Source organism: Pseudomonas sp. GM55 (assembly GCF_000282395.1).
Lineage (GTDB): Bacteria > Pseudomonadota > Gammaproteobacteria > Pseudomonadales > Pseudomonadaceae > Aquipseudomonas > Aquipseudomonas fluorescens_CC.
Genome location: NZ_AKJJ01000050.1, coordinates 48,754 through 65,103 on the forward strand (window position 1 = coordinate 48,754; position 16,350 = coordinate 65,103).

A 16,350-nucleotide genomic window follows, 5' to 3' on the forward strand; every position below is an offset into this window, starting at 1 on the left:
TGTCCTGGCCGTGAGCAATCTCTGACAATTCCAACAAAAAGAGAGGCAATACCCATGGGTGTGTACGACTACAAGAACCTGAGCACTGCAGACGCCAAAGCGTTGTTCACCGATGCGATGGCCATCACGCTGTACGCTTATCACAACCTCGACAATGGCTTTGCCACCGGTTACCAGCACAACGGCTTTGGCTTGGGTCTGCCGGCAACGTTGGTGACCGCGCTGATTGGCGGCACCGGCTCCCAAGGAGTGATTCCGGGTATCCCCTGGAACCCCGATTCGGAAAAAGCCGCACTGGACGCGGTACAGAAAGCCGGTTGGACACCCATCACGGCCGCGCAGCTGGGCTATGACGGAAAAGTCGATGCACGGGGAACCTTCTTCGGCGAAAAGGCCGGCTATACCAGCGCCCAGGTGGAAATCCTCGGTAAGTACGACGCCCAAGGGCACCTCATGGAAATCGGCGTCGCCTTTCGCGGCACCAGCGGCCCTCGTGAAATCCAGATCAGCGACTCCATAGGCGATGTCATCAATGACCTGTTGGCGGCATTGGGCCCACAGGATTACGCGAAAAACTATGTGGGTGAAGCCTTCGACAAGCTGCTCGCCGACGTCGCGGCGTTTGCCCGGGCCAACGGCCTGTCCGGCAAGGATGTGCTGGTCAGCGGTCATAGCCTCGGCGGGCTGGCAGTCAACAGCCTGGCGGATTTGAGCCGCGAAAAATGGGGCGGCTTCTTCCAGGATTCCAACTACATCGCCTACGCCTCGCCAACTCAAGGCAGCAGCGACAAGGTGCTGAACGTCGGCTATGAAAACGATCCGGTGTTCCGCGCGCTGGACGGTTCGGCGTTCAACCTGGCATCGGTCGGTGTGCACGATGCCAATCAAGCTTCGGCCACCAACAACATTGTCAGCTTCAATGACCACTATGCGTCGACCGCATGGAATCTGCTGCCGTTTTCCATCCTCAACATCCCGACCTGGGTTTCCCACCTGCCGACCGGTTATGGCGACGGCATGACCCGGGTGCTGGAATCCCGGTTCTACGACCTCACCAGCAAAGACTCGACCATCATTGTTGCCAACCTCTCGGACCCGGCGCGAGCCAACACCTGGGTCCAGGACCTGAACCGCAATGCCGACACCCACAAAGGCAGCACTTTCATTATCGGCAGTGACGGCAACGATCTGATTCAGGGCGGCAAGGGCAACGACTATCTGGAAGGCCGCGACGGCAACGACACCTTCCGCGATGCCGGTGGCTACAACATCCTGTTGGGCGGCAAGGGGCACAACGTGCTCGACTTGCAGCAGTCGGTGAAAAACTTCGACTTTGCCAACGACGGCGCCGGCAACCTGTACATCCGCGATGCCAATGGCGGCATCAGTATCACCCGTGACATCGGCAGCATCATGAGCAAGGAGCCGGGCTTTTTATGGGGGCTGTTCAAGGATGACGTGACCCACAGCGTCACTGCCAACGGGCTGGCGGACGGCAACCAGCTGACACAGTACGCGTCGTCGATAAAGGGGGGCGCGGGGAACGATACGCTCAAGGCACAGGCGGTCGGCGATTGGTTGTTCGGCCTCGACGGCAACGATCATTTGATCGGAGGCAAGGGCAACGAGGTGTTGATCGGCGGGGCCGGCAGCGACTTGCTGGAATCGGGGGGCGGGATCGATACGTTCCTGTTCAGCAGTGCGTTTGGCCACGACCGGGTGCTGGGCTATCAGGCGAACGACAAACTGGTGTTTCTCGGGGTGCAGGGCGTGTTGCCGAGCGACGACTTCCGGGCCCATGCCACGGTGGTGGGGCAGGATACCGTGCTGACGTTTGGTGATGATTCGGTGACGTTGGTCGGGGTCGGACTCGACAGTTTGTCGGGTGCGGGGATTGTGATCGCCTGAGGGTGATGCGGCGCCTGTAAGGGTGCCCCCGCTCCCACAAGGTTGGCGCATACCCTGTGGGAGCGGGCTTGCCCGCGATGAACGATAACGCGAAATTCAGTCTTCCTTGCGAATCGTGGTCACCTCGTCGGCCCTGACTTTCACTTTCGCCCCGGAAATATCCTCGAATTCGAAGAAGCCATCCTTGGTCCTGGTTTTCGGCATGTCCTTGGTCAAATACTGGGTGCCGTTCTGCAGGGTCACCACCGTTGGCGTCGAGCAACCGGCCAGCACCAGAAAGGCCGCTACCGCCAATGGCAAACCCAGAGTCTTGATGTTCATAACCACCTCTCAGTCTCAAAATGCTGCGACTGTCGCGCGCGACAGCACCCCTAGCGCGGTTGGTGCCATGGATCGACAGAAAGTTCGACGCGCCGGAAAAAATGACCTGACAGCACTTCCGCCTATCCTTTTCCGATTGCATCGGGGAGGGCGTTGCTGGTATCTGTACGCATAACCAGTATTCGCTCGCCATGGCCCATTTTCCCGTGACTGAAAACCCCCTCGACGATCCGTTCTATTACTTGAACAACTTCATGCAAGTGCTTGATTGGCTTGAGCATCGCTATGGCGATGTGTTGAGCGTCGAGGAGCAGCGGTTCATTCGCGACTTCAATGATTTGTCTCGCGAATCCCGGGCATTGCTGGTCAGGATGGTGATGCGCAAGGGCATTCATTTCAGGTGCAGCAAACTGCATTACGCCGAAATCGGTGACATTGCCAGCGCTGCCGAACCGCTCGTGGCACTGGGGTGGCTCGATGAGAAACTGCCATTGTCGGTCGAGGTGCTGTTCGACCTGTTGCTCAAGGCCGAAGTCGTTCAATATTTTGGCAACGCCATCGACCAGCCCAAGGGCAAAAAGACCGATTGGCTGCCGACACTGATCGAGCAGTTTCCCGAAGCGCGCAGTTTCGGTGAGTGGTGTCCGTCGCTGAACGAGCGCTTGTTCCGTTTGACCATCATGGGCCTGTGCGATCGCTTGCGCTTGATGTTTTTCGGCAATCTTTATCAGGACTGGTCCGAGTTCGTGCTGGCCGACCTTGGTATCTTCACCTACGAAAAAGTCGAATTCTGCGCTGATTCCCGGGGCTTTCGCAGCCGCGAGGACGTGGACGCCTGCATGTTCCTCCACCAATGCCAGCAGCGCTTCGAAGCCGGTGAGGCCTTGGCCGGCATCGTCGAGCAGATCAATGGGTTGACGCTGATCAACCCCTGGCTGCAAAGACGTCGTGACAAACTGCTGTTCCAGATCGCCCAGCACTGCGAACGCATGGCGGATTTCTCCATGGCGCTGGCGTTGTACCGTCATTGTGCCTACCCCGGCGCACGTCAACGGTCGATCCGCGTGCTGGAACGCTGCGGGGAATACGAGCGGGCCCTGGACCTCGCCACCCAGGCCGAACAATCACCACAAAGCGTCGCTGAACAACAACAGTTGCTGCGCATGTTGCCCCGGCTGCGACGCAAACTGGGCGGCCCGCCGGTGAAACGTCCGTCTGCGCGGGAAATGCTGCGTCTGGAACTGCAACTGCCCAGGACCGACCCGGTGATGTCGGTGGAATTTCACGTTCAAGCGCACCTGACGGAAGATTCGGCGCCGGTGCATTACGTCGAAAACAGCCTGATCAATTCACTGTTCGGCCTGCTGTGCTGGCCAGCCATTTTTGCGCCGTTGCCGGGGGCCTTTTTCCACCCGTTCCAGCGCGCCCCGGTGGACCTGCTCAGCGAAGACTTCCATGAGCGTCGGGCTGACCTTTTCGAAGCCTGCCTTGCGGAACTCGACGATGGGCGATACCGGTCGACCATTCAACGGCGCTATGACGAAAAATGGGGCGTGCAGTCGCCCTTCGTGTTCTGGAACGTTCTGAGCGACGAACTGCTGGAACAAGCCCTGGACTGCTTGCCGGCCGAGCACCTCAAACATTGGTTCAACCGCTTGTTGCTGGACATCAAGGCCAATCGCGCCGGCATGCCGGACCTGATCCAGTTCTGGCCGCAGCAAAAGACCTACCGCATGATCGAAGTCAAAGGCCCGGGGGATCGCCTGCAGGATAACCAGCTGCGCTGGCTGGAGTTCTGCCATGAACACCAGATGCCGGTTGCCGTGTGTTATGTGCAATGGGCGGAGCAGGGCGCTTGAGCTACAGCATCGCGGTTCGGGTGCTGTGTGAATTCACCGCCAAGACTGGCGACCTCGACCTGCGCTTCACACCTTCGCCGACCGCGCTGGAGGGCATCGTCGGGCACCGTACAGTGGCATCGCGGCGCAGCGAGGGCTATCAAAGCGAAGTCGCTCTTGAAGGCCAGTATCAGACACTGACGGTCAAGGGCAGGGCGGATGGTTATGACCCTGGGCAAAACTGCCTGGAAGAGGTCAAGACCTACCGCGGTGACTTGAGCAAACAACCGGCCAACCACCGTCAATTGCATTGGGCCCAGGCCAAGATCTACGGCTGGTTGATGTGCCGCAAACTGGATCTGCCACAGATCAACCTTGCGCTGGTGTATTTCGACATCGTCAGCGAAAAGGAAACCTGCCTGGTCGAGCCCTTCGAGGCCGCGCAACTGCAACAGTTCTTCGAGCGGCACTGCGCAAATTTCCTCCAATGGGCGCAACAGGAAGTCGCCCATCGCGACGGGCGCAATCTCGCGGCGCAGCATCTGGCGTTTCCCCACGCCGACTTTCGGCCGGGGCAGCGCCACTTGGCCGAGTCGGTGTTCAAGGCGGTCAGTACGGGGCGCTGCCTGATGGCACAGGCACCCACTGGCATCGGTAAAACCCTGGGCACCTTGTTTCCCGTGCTCAAAGCGCTGGCGCCGCAGCAACTGGACAAAGTGTTCTTCCTCACGGCGAAAACCCCGGGACGCAAACTGGCCCTGGACGCCGCGCAAGTGATTCTTGCCTGCGCCGATTCGCCGCCGTTGCGGGTGCTGGAGATGATCGCCCGGGACAAGGCCTGCGAACACCCGGACAAAGCCTGCCACGGCGAGTCCTGTCCACTGGCCCGGGGTTTCTACGATCGCCTGCCCGCCGCACGGCAGGTGGCCAGTCAACTGAGCCTGTTGAACCAGAGCGCCTTGCGCGAGGTCGCTCTGGCCCACGACATCTGCCCGTATTACCTGAGCCAGGAAATGGCGCGCTGGGCCGACGTGGTGGTTGCCGACTACAACTATTACTTCGACTTCAGCGCGCTGCTGTTCGGTCTGGCCCAGGCCAACAACTGGAAAGTCGCGGTGCTGGTCGACGAAGCCCATAACCTGGTGGAACGCGGCCGGCAGATGTACAGCGCCAACCTAGATCAGGCGACCTTCAACGGCGTGCGCAAGACCGCACCCGAAGTGCTGAAAAAGCCGATGCAGCGGGTCAACCGCGAGTGGAATGCCCTGCATAACGCGCAAACCGGCGCCTACCAGGCCTATGACAAGGCGCCGGAAAAGCTCCTTCAGGCACTGTCATCGTGCAGCGCCAGCATCGGTGACTACCTGAACGATCACCCACAAGGGCTGGACAGCACACTGCAGGGCTTCTACTTCGACATGCTGCATTTTTGCCGGGTGGCCGAACTGTTCGATGAGCAGTTCCTGTTCGACATCAGCAAGCGTGACCTCGAGCGCAAGCGCAATCTCTCGCAGCTGTGCCTGCGCAATGTGGTACCCGCCGGGTTCATCCGCCCGCGCCTGACGGCCGCGCGCAGCACGGTGCTGTTTTCCGCGACCCTCAGCCCCCGGCACTATTACGCCGATTTACTGGGAACACCGGCGGACACGGTGTGTATCGACGTCGAGTCGCCGTTTCACGCCGATCAACTGCAAGTGCACATCGTCAACCAGATCTCCACGCGGTTCGTCCATCGCCAGTCCTCTCTCGAACCGATCGTGGACTTGATCGCCCGACAGTTCTGCAAACGCCCCGGCAATTACCTGGCGTTTTTCAGCAGTTTCGATTATTTGCAGCAGGTGGCGCAGTTACTCGCCGAGAAACATCCGCACATCAGTCTGTGGTCGCAGTCCCGAGGCATGGGCGAAGCGCAACGTCAGCAGTTTCTCGATCAATTCCACGCCGACGGCCAGGGTGTCGGCTTTGCGGTACTGGGCGGGGCCTTTGGTGAAGGCATCGATTTGCCAGGTGCCCGGTTGATCGGCGCATTTATCGCCACGTTGGGGCTGGCACAGCTGAACCCGGTCAACGAGCAGTTGAAACGGCGCATGGCCGCGATTTTCGGTGCCGGCTACGATTACACTTACCTGTTTCCCGGTATACAGAAAGTGGTGCAGGCCGCTGGACGGGTCATCCGTACGCAACAGGACCAAGGGGTGGTGATGTTGATCGATGACCGTTTTGGCGAGGGCAAGGTCAAGCAGTTGCTGCCGCGTTGGTGGACTTTCCAAAAGCCCGGTATGACGCATACTCCAGAGAAACAATGAAGCGGTGGGATCAATGAGCGAAGATCGAACCAGGGTCAGTGCCATCGAAGACGGTCGTTTTCGGCTATTGATCGATGCGGTGATCGACTACGCGATCTACATGATTGATCCCGATGGCATCATCACCAGCTGGAATGCCGGTGCGAGGCGTTTCAAGGGGTATGAGGAAGCCGAGATCCTCGGCCAGCATTTCTCGCGTTTCTATACCGATGAAGATCGCCGTGCCGGCTTGCCCCAGCGGGCACTGGACACGGCCATTCGCGAAGGGCGGTTCGAGGGGGAAGGCTGGCGCGTACGCAAGGACGGCACGCGTTTCTGGTCCCATGTGGTCATCGATCCGATTCTCGACCCGTCGGGCACGTTACTGGGTTTCGCCAAGATCACCCGGGACCTGACCGATCGCAAAATGGCCGAGGAAGTCCTCAAACAGAGCGAGCAGCAATTCCGCCTGCTGGTGCAGAGCGTTACTGACTACGCGATCTATATGCTTTCGCCGGACGGACGCGTGAGCAACTGGAATCCTGGCGCCCAGCGCATCAAGGGTTACTTGCCGGAAGAAGTCATTGGCCAGCATTTTTCGATGTTTTATACCCCGGAGGATCGCGAAGCCCGCGAGCCACAACGGACGCTGGACATCGCCGTTCGTGAAGGGCGCTTTGAAAACAAGGGCTGGAGGATGCGCAAGGACGGTACGCGGTTCCTCGCTCATGTCATTGTCGACCCGATCTGGGGCGACACCGGCACCTTGCTCGGTTTTGCCAAGATTACCCGCGATATCACTGAAGTCACGCAAGCGCAGCAGGCGCTGGAGCAAACCCGGGAGGCCTTGTTCCAGGCGCAGAAAATGCAGGCCATCGGCCAGCTCAGCGGCGGGATCGCTCACGATTTCAACAACCTGCTGACGGTGATCCTTGGCAATCTGGAAATCCTGCGCAAACGGGTGACGGACGATCCAAAAATAATCCGTTTGATCGACAATGCCACCCAGGGTGCCTTGCGCGGTGTTTCCCTGACTCAGCGCATGCTGGCGTTTGCCCGACGTCAGGAGCTCAAGTCGGAACCGGTGCGGATACCGGCATTGGTGGACGGCATTTCCGGGCTATTGCGCAGCTCCCTCGGGCCTTCGGTGAAAATCGAAACGCGTTTTCCCGAGGGGCTCGACCCCGTGATGGCTGACCTCAACCAGCTGGAACTGGCGGTCCTGAACCTGGCGACCAATGCACGCGATGCCATGCCTCACGGCGGGACCCTCATCTTCAGTGCCAGTACCCATGAAGTGACGGACAGCGCCAGCTCATCCCTGGCGGCGGGGCGTTACGTTTGCCTGAGTATTGCCGATACGGGCGAGGGCATGGACGAAACCACGCTGGCCTCGGCGATGGACCCGTTCTTTACCACCAAGGGCGTGGGTAAAGGCACGGGCCTGGGGTTGTCGATGGTCCACGGCTTTATCGAGCAATTGGGTGGGCGCTTCATCCTCAAAAGCCAGAAGCACCAGGGTACGACCGCCGAACTCTGGTTACCGGTCGCCGCCAGTGATTCGGCCGCCCAACCGGTCGCCAAAACGTTGGCCGTGACGGTGCCTCGCCTGTGCGTACTGGTGGTGGACGATGACAGCCTGGTGTTGACCAGCACCAGCCTGCTGCTCGAGGACCTCGGGCACCGGGTCATCAGTGCGGCCTCCGGTGCCACGGCGCTGGAGCTGTTTGAAAGTGAACCGGATATTGATCTGGTCATCACCGACATGGCCATGCCGCAGATGAATGGCGCGCAACTGGCCAATACCATCAGGATCATGCGACCGAGCGTGCCGATCATCCTCGCCACCGGTTATGCCGAAAGGCTGGAAGGCCTTGCCGCCCATCTGCCACGTTTGTCGAAACCTTTTACCCAACTCAACCTGGTGGAAGTCATTGCCTTGGCGATGAAGTGACGCGGTAGGCCAGATTGCCAGGTGTTTGTAGGAGCGAGCTTGCTCGCGATGGAGTGTCAGCTGAGTGAGTGTCGACTGACACACCATCGCGAGCGAGCTCGCTCCTACAGGGGGATATCAGGCCCTGAGCTGGCGCAAACTGCGCTCCATCCGCGCAATGCCTTCTTCCAGCAGCGACCGAGGGCAGCCGAAATTCAGGCGCACGAACTGCTTGCAGTCATCGCCGAAGTCCAGGCCGGCGCTCAAACCGACCCTGGCCTGTTCCAGGAAGAACTGCTGCGGGTTGTCCAGCCTCAGTGCCGTGCAGTCGAGCCATGCCAGGTAGGTGCTTTGCGGCAGGTTCATGGTGATGCCCGGCAGGCGGGTGCGCACGGCCTCGGCGAGGAAATCGCGGTTGCCCTGCAGGTAGACCTTCAGCGCGGCCAGCCATGGCGCGGCTTCGCTGTAGGCAACGCGGGTGGCTTCCATGCCCAGCGGATTGACACTGTCGACCATGCCGCAACGGGCGTGGTTGACCTTCTCGCGCAGGTGGCGGTCCTGGATGATCATGAACGAGGTTTTCAGGCCGGCGATGTTGTAGGCCTTGCTCGCCGACATCAGCGTGATGGTGCGCTGGGCGATTTGCGGGCTGAGGGTAGCCATCGGAATGTGCGTGCGGCCATCGAAGCACAACTCGGCGTGGATCTCGTCGGAAATGATCCAGGCATCATGCTCAAGGCAGATGTCGGCAATGGCTTGCAGTTCTGCGCGGGGGAAGGCCTTGCCCAGCGGGTTATGCGGGTTGCTCAGCAGCAGTGCGCCACCGCCTTGCAGTGACTGGCTCAAGGCATCCAGCGGCGTAACGTAGGTGCCGTCGGCTTGCGCTTCGAAATTCAGCTCGACCTTGTTCAAGCCCCAATGCCCGGGTGCGTGGCGCAGCGGCGGGTAGTTCGGAACCTGCACGACGACGTTCTGTTGCGGCTGCACCAGGGCCTTCAATGCCATGTTGAAGCCCGACTCGACGCCCGGCAGGAAAATCAGCTCCTGGGGCTCGACGCGCCAGGCGTATTTGTTCCAGAGGTCGGCAACGATCGCCTCGCGCAGGTCATCCTGGGCCACGCTGTAGCCGACCATCGGGTGTTCCAGGCGCTTTTGCAGGGCCTGGATGATCACCGGCGGCGCAGCAAAATCCATGTCGGCGACCCACATCGGCAACACGTCGGCCGGGTAGCGGCTCCACTTGGTACTGCCGGTGTTGTGGCGGTCGAACACCTGATCAAAATCGAAAGTCATGCGGGGTCTCGTAACGGCAGGTTGGTTATGGCGCCATGATAATCGCCTAACCCCTGTAGGAGCGAGCTTGCTCGCGAAGGCGGCAAACACTATCCCTGTGGGAGCGGGCTTGCCCGCGAAGAGGTCGGCAGATCCAGCATGGGTGTTGGCTGACACTACGCCTTCGCGGGCAAGCCCGCTCCCACAGGTTTTGTTTGTGCTGCAGGATTGAGGCCCGACGGTCGGCTGTCATGGTGAATTCGACAGCATTGACTACAGTTTGTAGTGTCGGCAGCCAGACTGCCGCGACCGTGGTTGTTCAAAAAAGCCCGGCCATGTACCGGGCGCCACCTGATCAGGAGTGCACGATGGATCTCAGCCGTCGTCAGTTCTTCAAGGTCGCCGGCATCGGCCTTGCAGGCTCTAGCCTGGGCGCGTTGGGCATGGCCCCGACGCCAGCCTTTGCCGAACAGGTGCGTCACTTCAAGCTCGCCCACACCCATGAAACCCGCAACACCTGCCCGTATTGCTCGGTCGGTTGCGGCTTGATCATGTACAGCCAGGGCGATACGGCGAAGAATGTCGCGCAAAACATCATCCATATCGAAGGCGACGCCGACCACCCGGTCAACCGCGGCACCCTTTGCCCCAAAGGCGCAGGCCTGCTGGACTTCATTCACAGCCCAGGCCGCCTGCAATACCCGCAGATGCGCAAACCCGGCAGCACCGAGTGGACCCGCATCTCCTGGGAGGAAGCGCTCGATCGCGTCGCCGACCTGATGAAGGCCGACCGCGACGCCAACTTCATCGAGAAGAACGCTCAGGGCCAAACGGTGAACCGCTGGCTGACCACCGGTTTCCTCGCGGCATCGGCGGCCTCCAGTGAAGCGGGCTACATCACCCACAAGGTGGTTCGCAGTCTCGGCATGCTGGGGTTCGATAACCAGGCGCGTGTCTGACACGGCCCGACGGTGGCAAGTCTTGCCCCGACGTACGGCCGTGGTGCCATGACCAATACCTGGACCGATATCGCCAACGCGAATCTGGTTCTGGTGATGGGCGGCAACGCAGCAGAAGCGCACCCGTGCGGCTTCAAATGGGTGACCGAGGCCAAGGCGCACAACAAGGCGCGGCTGATCGTGGTCGATCCGCGTTTTACCCGGACCGCCTCGGTGGCCGACTATTACGCGCCGATCCGTACCGGCACCGACATCGCCTTCATGGGCGGGCTGATCAATTACCTGCTGACCGAGGACAAGATCCAGCACGAGTACGTGCGCAACTACACCGACGTGTCGTTCATCGTCAAAGCCGGCTATGGCTTCGAGGACGGGATCTTCAGCGGCTACGACGCGGCCAAGCGCCTGTACACCGACAAGTCCGGCTGGGGTTATGAACTGGGCGAGGACGGCTTTGCCAAGGTCGATCCGACCCTGCAAGACCCACGTTGTGTCTATCAGTTGATGAAGCAGCATTACAGCCGCTACAGCAAAGAGCTGGCGAGCCAGATTTGTGGCATGCCGGTCGATGCCATGCAGAAAATCTGGGAGGAAATCGCCACTTGCTCGCAACCGGGCAAGACCATGACCATCCTCTATGCGCTGGGCTGGACCCAGCACTCGACTGGCGCGCAGATGATCCGCAGCGCGGCTATGGTGCAATTGCTGCTGGGCAACGTCGGCATGCCGGGCGGGGGCGTGAATGCCTTGCGCGGGCACTCCAACATCCAGGGGCTGACAGACCTGGGGCTGTTGTCCAACTCACTGCCGGGATACCTCTCGCTACCCGGCGATGCCGAACAGGATTACAACGCCTACATCGTCAAGCGCACGCAGAAACCATTGCGTCCGGGGCAACTGTCCTATTGGCAGAACTACGGCAAATTCCACGTCAGCCTGATGAAAGCCTGGTACGGCGCCAACGCCACGGCCGAGAACAACTGGGCCTACGACTACCTGCCGAAACTGGACATTCCCCAATACGACATCCTCAAGGTGTTTGATTTGATGGGCCAGGGCAAGGTCAACGGTTACCTGTGCCAGGGCTTCAACCCGATTGCCGCGTTGCCGGACAAAAACCGCGTGACCGCGGCACTGGCCAAACTGAAGTGGCTGGTGGTGATGGACCCGTTGGCCACCGAAACCTCGGAATTCTGGCGCAATGTCGGGTCGTACAACGATGTGAAGAGTGCCGACATCCAGACCGAAGTCATTCGCCTGCCCACCACCTGCTTTGCCGAGGAGGACGGCTCGCTCGTCAACAGCAGTCGCTGGCTGCAATGGCACTGGAAGGGCGCCGACGGGCCGGGTGAAGCGCAGACCGACATCCGCATCATGAGCGAGCTGTTCGTGCGCCTGCGCCAGCGCTATCAGGCCGAAGGCGGCAAGTACCCCGATCCGCTGCTCAAACTGTCGTGGCCGTACAAGATCCCGAGCGAACCATCGCCCGAGGAGTTGGCCAAGGAAATTAACGGCTACGCCACCACTGACTTCACCGACGCCACGGGGGCGGCGATCAAGGGCAATTCGCAACTGGCCGGGTTTGGCCAGCTCAAGGATGACGGCAGCACGGCGTCCGGCTGCTGGATTTTCTGTGGCAGCTGGACCGAGCTGGGCAACCAGATGGCCCGCCGCGACAACAGCGACCCGTACGGCATGCACCAGCATCAGGGCTGGGCCTGGGCGTGGCCGGCCAACCGGCGGATTCTCTACAACCGCGCCTCGGCGGACCTGCAAGGCAAACCGTGGGATCCGAAAAAACGCCTGGTGTGGTGGAACGGCAAAACCTGGGCCGGCACCGATGTGCCGGACTACAAGGTCGACGTGCCGCCGGAAGCAGGGATGAATCCATTCATCATGAACCCCGAAGGTGTGGCGCGATTCTTCGCCGTCGACAAGATGAACGAAGGCCCGTTCCCTGAGCACTACGAGCCGTTCGAGACACCGATCGGCATCAACCCGCTGCACCCGCAAAACAAGAAAGCCACCAGCAACCCGGCGGCGCGGATCTTCGATTCGGTCTGGGATTCCCTCGGCGTGGCCAAGGATTATCCGTACGCCGCCACCAGTTACCGGCTGACCGAGCATTTCCACTTCTGGAGCAAGCATTGCAAGCTCAACGCGATTGCCCAGCCCGAGCAGTTCGTGGAAATCGGCGAAGTGCTGGCCAAGGAAAAAGGCATCGTCGCCGGCGACCGGGTGCGGGTCAGCAGCAAGCGCGGCTTCATTGAAGCGGTGGCCGTGGTGACCAAGCGGATTCGTCCGCTGCAGGTCAACAATCAGGTGGTGCACCAGATCGGCATACCGCTGCACTGGGGGTTCACCGGGCTCACGCGGCACGGTTACCTGACCAACACCCTGGTGCCGTTCCTCGGCGATGGCAACACCCAGACCCCGGAATCCAAGTCATTCCTGGTCAACGTGGAGAAAGTCTAAATGGCCAGCCAAGACATCATCGCCCGTTCGGCCACCACCACCGTACCGTCCTCGGTACGCCAGCTGGAGGAAGTCGCCAAGCTGATCGACACCACTAAATGCATCGGCTGCAAGGCTTGCCAGGTCGCCTGCTCGGAATGGAACGAACTGCGGGACGAGGTCGGTCACAACCATGGCACCTACGACAACCCGCAGGACCTCACCGCAGAAACCTGGACGCTGATGCGCTTCACCGAGCACGAGACCGATGCCGGCAACCTCGAATGGCTGATCCGCAAGGATGGCTGCATGCACTGCGCCGAGCCCGGTTGCCTGGCAGCTTGCCCCAGCCCCGGCGCGATCATCAAGCACGCCAATGGCATCGTCGATTTCAACCAGGACCATTGCATCGGCTGCGGCTACTGCATCACCGGGTGTCCGTTCAACATTCCACGGATCTCGCAAAAGGACCACAAGGCCTACAAATGCACTCTGTGTTCGGACCGGGTGGCGGTAGGGCTGGAACCGGCCTGCGTGAAAACCTGTCCGACCGGTGCCATCGTGTTCGGCTCCAAGGACGACATGAAGGAGCATGCCGCCGAGCGTATCGTCGACCTCAAGAGCCGGGGCTTTGAAAACGCTGGTCTGTACGACCCCGAAGGCGTCGGCGGCACCCACGTGATGTACGTGTTGCACCACGCCGATACGCCAAGACTGTACGCCGGATTGCCCGATCACCCGGCGATCAGTCCGCTGGTAGGGCTGTGGAAAGGCATGAGCAAGCCGTTGGCGCTGCTGGCCATGGGCGCAGCGGTGCTGGCCGGGTTCTTCCACTACGTGCGCGTCGGCCCGCAAATCGTCGAAGAGGATGAGTATCCGGCCCCGCCGGACAACGCAGTGCACGAAGTCGATCCGTCGGTGCATACCTTCGATCCCCGTGGGGAGGGCAGGCCATGAGCAACAAGACGATCCTGCGCTACACCAGCAACCAGCGCACCAATCATTGGCTGGTGGCAATCCTGTTTTTCATGGCCGGATTGTCCGGGCTGGCGCTGTTCCACCCGGCGCTGTTCTGGCTGAGCAACCTGTTCGGCGGCGGACCCTGGACACGCATCCTCCACCCGTTCATGGGCGTACTGATGTTCGTGCTGTTCCTCGGCCTGGTGTTGCGCTTCTGGCGTGCCAACTACTTCATCGCCAATGATCGCCTGTGGCTCAAGCGCATCGACCGGGTGATGCTGAACAAAGAGGAGGGCGTGCCGCCCATCGGCAAATACAACCCCGGGCAGAAGCTGCTGTTCTGGACTTTACTGCTGTGCATGCTGGTGCTGCTGTTGAGCGGTCTGGTGATCTGGCGTGCGTACTTCAGCGACTGGTTCGGCATCACCACGATACGCTGGGCGATGTTGCTGCATGCGTTGGCCGCTTTTGTGCTGATCTTGAGCATCATCGTGCACATCTATGCGGGGATCTGGATCAAAGGCTCGGTCAGCGCCATGTTGCACGGCCGGGTCAGCCGTGGCTGGGCGAGGAAACACCACGAACTCTGGTATCGCCAAGTGACTCAAGATGAGACCCGCGACGAAGCATCCGAGCGACCGATCACCAAAAAGGGCTGACATTTGCCAACCATCCTCGAACCCGGAGAAATCGAAGCGGCGGCCAGTTCGCCGCCGTTTCTGTACATGCCACCGCATAACCTGTTCAGCCTGCGCGCCCAGCGCCTGGAAACGCTGGCCGAAGGGCACTCGCTGGCCGATTACCTGCGCCTGATTGCCGGGTTGTGCCGGGTGCAGCAACAGGTGCTGGACGACCCCCCGCTTGGCGAGCCCCTCGACCGGCAACGCATCGAATTGTGCCAGCAACACGGCCTGCCGCCGTTCGCGGCCGACAGCCTGGCACGCGAAGACGATTGGCAGCTTTATCTCGATGCCTTGCTGCAGCGCTATAGCGCACCGCCACAATCCGCCGTGGCCGATGCCGTGCAAACCTTGCGCCTGGCCGGTGCCGGGCAACGCCGCGCCTGGGCGGTGGCGTTGCTCAGCGGCCAGTATTCGCTGGTGCCGGCGGCGCTGGTGCCGTTTCTTGGTGCGGCGTTGCAAACGGCGTGGAGTCACTGGCTGTTGAGTACACCGAACCTGGCTCTGACCCCAGGCGACAGCCTCAGCCAGTGCCCGGCCTGTGGCTCGCCGGCCATGGCCGGGGTCATCCGCCATCGCGGCAAGCACAACGGCTTGCGTTATCTGGTCTGTTCGCTGTGCGCCTGCGAGTGGCATGTGGTGCGGGTCAAGTGCGTGTATTGCGAGCAGAGCAAGGGCCTGGAATACCTAAGCCTCGCAGATGACCGGCATGCCGCCAACCAGGCGCCGTTGCGCGCCGAAGTCTGCCCCGGTTGCAACAGCTATCTGAAGCTGCTCTATCTGGAAAACGATGCGGACGCCGAAGCACTGTCGGCAGACCTGTCCAGCCTGATGCTCGACATGCGCCTGGCCCAGGACGGTTATCAGCGTTTGGCACCGAATCTGTTGCTGGCGCCGGGAGACGAGTAACCGCAGCGTCTACACTCTGGCGCGACGGTCATTTGTTTTGAGGAGCGCCAGATGTCTGCACGTGGTGCCAGCCAATCCTTGCGTCTACCTTCCATCGACAGTTTGTTGCGTCACCCGGCGTTCCAGCCGTTGGCCGAGCGCTATGGCCGCGACATCCTGCTGACGGCCTTGCGGCTGTTGCTGGATGAGTTGCGCGACGGGGTGCAGCAAGGTTTGCTCAAGCCTGTAGAAGTCAGCGCTGAAGTGCTGGCCGGCAGGGTCGGCGAACGATTGGCAACCGAGCATCGCAGCCATGTACGTCGGGTGTTCAACCTCACCGGCACGGTGCTGCACACCAACCTGGGGCGGGCGTTGTTGCCCGAGGAAGCGATCGAGGCGCTGCAAATGGCTGCCCGCTATCCGCTCAACCTGGAATTTGACCTGCGCAGTGGCAAGCGCGGTGACCGCGACGACCTGATCGAAGGCTTGATCCGCGAACTGACCGGCGCCGAAGCGGTGACCGTGGTCAACAACAATGCCGCAGCGGTCTTGCTGACCCTCAACAGCCTGGGCGCGCGCAAGGAAGGGATTATTTCCCGCGGCGAACTGATTGAAATCGGCGGCGCCTTCCGCATTCCCGACATCATGGCCCGTGCCGGGGTGAAGCTGGTTGAGGTCGGCACCACCAACCGCACCCATGCCCGCGACTACGAGGCCGCCATCGGCCCGCGCAGCGGTTTGATCATGCGCGTGCATGCGAGCAACTACAGCATTCAAGGCTTCACCACGAGCGTGCCGACCGCCGAACTGGCGCAACTGGCACACCGGCACGGCTTTTTTTTTTTTTTTTTT

General features: G+C 60.9%; 11 protein-coding genes. 9 read left to right on the forward strand and 2 right to left on the reverse strand.

Features of this window, described 5'->3' with window-relative positions; all coding sequences use genetic code 11:
* Positions 1–54 precede the first annotated feature (54 nt).
* Complete coding sequence (locus PMI31_RS13840; protein ID WP_008018682.1) at positions 55–1,908, forward strand: polyurethane esterase; 1,854 nt, start codon at positions 55–57, stop codon at positions 1,906–1,908.
* A 96-nt stretch (positions 1,909–2,004) separates the two neighbouring features.
* On the opposite strand, the gene PMI31_RS13845 is transcribed toward PMI31_RS13840, so the two are convergent.
* Positions 2,005–2,229, reverse strand: coding sequence for a YgdI/YgdR family lipoprotein (locus tag PMI31_RS13845; protein WP_008018683.1), 225 nt, complete (start codon positions 2,227–2,229; stop codon positions 2,005–2,007).
* A 191-nt stretch (positions 2,230–2,420) separates the two neighbouring features.
* Between PMI31_RS13845 and PMI31_RS13850 the strand changes: the two genes are divergently transcribed.
* The 3 genes from PMI31_RS13850 to PMI31_RS13860 are packed head-to-tail and all read left to right on the forward strand — an operon-like array spanning position 2,421 to position 8,306.
* On the forward strand, positions 2,421–4,088 hold the full coding sequence (locus PMI31_RS13850) for a VRR-NUC domain-containing protein (protein ID WP_008018684.1): 1,668 nt from the start codon (positions 2,421–2,423) through the stop codon (positions 4,086–4,088).
* Positions 4,085–6,373 carry an ATP-dependent DNA helicase gene (locus PMI31_RS13855; RefSeq protein WP_008018686.1) on the forward strand — a complete coding sequence of 763 codons (2,289 nt, stop codon included), beginning with the start codon at positions 4,085–4,087 and terminating at the stop codon, positions 6,371–6,373. Before PMI31_RS13850 ends, PMI31_RS13855 begins: the two co-directional genes overlap by 4 nt.
* 13 nt (positions 6,374–6,386) lie before the next feature.
* Complete coding sequence (locus tag PMI31_RS13860) at positions 6,387–8,306, forward strand: hybrid sensor histidine kinase/response regulator (protein ID WP_008018687.1); 1,920 nt, start codon at positions 6,387–6,389, stop codon at positions 8,304–8,306.
* Positions 8,307–8,423: 117 nt separating this feature from the next.
* On the opposite strand, the gene PMI31_RS13865 is transcribed toward PMI31_RS13860, so the two are convergent.
* On the reverse strand, positions 8,424–9,578 hold the full coding sequence (locus PMI31_RS13865) for a MalY/PatB family protein (RefSeq protein WP_008018688.1): 1,155 nt from the start codon (positions 9,576–9,578) through the stop codon (positions 8,424–8,426).
* Between the two features lie 347 nt (positions 9,579–9,925).
* On the opposite strand from PMI31_RS13865, the gene fdnG reads away from it, so the two are divergent.
* The 5 genes from fdnG to selA all read left to right on the forward strand — a co-directional run.
* On the forward strand, positions 9,926–12,991 hold the full coding sequence (fdnG, locus tag PMI31_RS13875) for a formate dehydrogenase-N subunit alpha (protein ID WP_157213276.1): 3,066 nt from the start codon (positions 9,926–9,928) through the stop codon (positions 12,989–12,991).
* A complete protein-coding gene (fdxH, locus tag PMI31_RS13880) occupies positions 12,992–13,927 on the forward strand; it encodes a formate dehydrogenase subunit beta (RefSeq protein WP_008018691.1) in 936 nt (311 codons plus the stop codon). It abuts the gene before it with no gap.
* Positions 13,924–14,589 (forward strand): formate dehydrogenase subunit gamma, encoded by a 666-nt coding sequence (locus PMI31_RS13885; RefSeq protein WP_008018692.1) that lies wholly within the window; start codon positions 13,924–13,926, stop codon positions 14,587–14,589. Before fdxH ends, PMI31_RS13885 begins: the two co-directional genes overlap by 4 nt.
* Positions 14,590–14,592: 3 nt before the next feature.
* On the forward strand, positions 14,593–15,519 hold the full coding sequence (gene fdhE / locus PMI31_RS13890) for a formate dehydrogenase accessory protein FdhE (RefSeq protein WP_008018693.1): 927 nt from the start codon (positions 14,593–14,595) through the stop codon (positions 15,517–15,519).
* Between the two features lie 51 nt (positions 15,520–15,570).
* On the forward strand, positions 15,571–16,350 hold a 780-nt coding region (selA, locus tag PMI31_RS13895), incomplete at its 3' end, for an L-seryl-tRNA(Sec) selenium transferase (RefSeq protein WP_008018694.1).

Excerpts from the sequence above, each read along its gene's own strand:
- PMI31_RS13840 (WP_008018682.1), top strand. The coding sequence starts at position 55 with ATGGGTGTGTACGACTACAAGAACCTGAGCACTGCAGACGCCAAAGCG.
- PMI31_RS13845 (WP_008018683.1), bottom strand. The coding sequence starts at position 2,229 with ATGAACATCAAGACTCTGGGTTTGCCATTGGCGGTAGCGGCCTTTCTG.
- PMI31_RS13850 (WP_008018684.1), top strand. The coding sequence starts at position 2,421 with ATGGCCCATTTTCCCGTGACTGAAAACCCCCTCGACGATCCGTTCTAT.
- PMI31_RS13860 (WP_008018687.1), top strand. The coding sequence starts at position 6,387 with ATGAGCGAAGATCGAACCAGGGTCAGTGCCATCGAAGACGGTCGTTTT.
- PMI31_RS13865 (WP_008018688.1), bottom strand. The coding sequence starts at position 9,578 with ATGACTTTCGATTTTGATCAGGTGTTCGACCGCCACAACACCGGCAGT.
- fdxH (WP_008018691.1), top strand. The coding sequence starts at position 12,992 with ATGGCCAGCCAAGACATCATCGCCCGTTCGGCCACCACCACCGTACCG.
- PMI31_RS13885 (WP_008018692.1), top strand. The coding sequence starts at position 13,924 with ATGAGCAACAAGACGATCCTGCGCTACACCAGCAACCAGCGCACCAAT.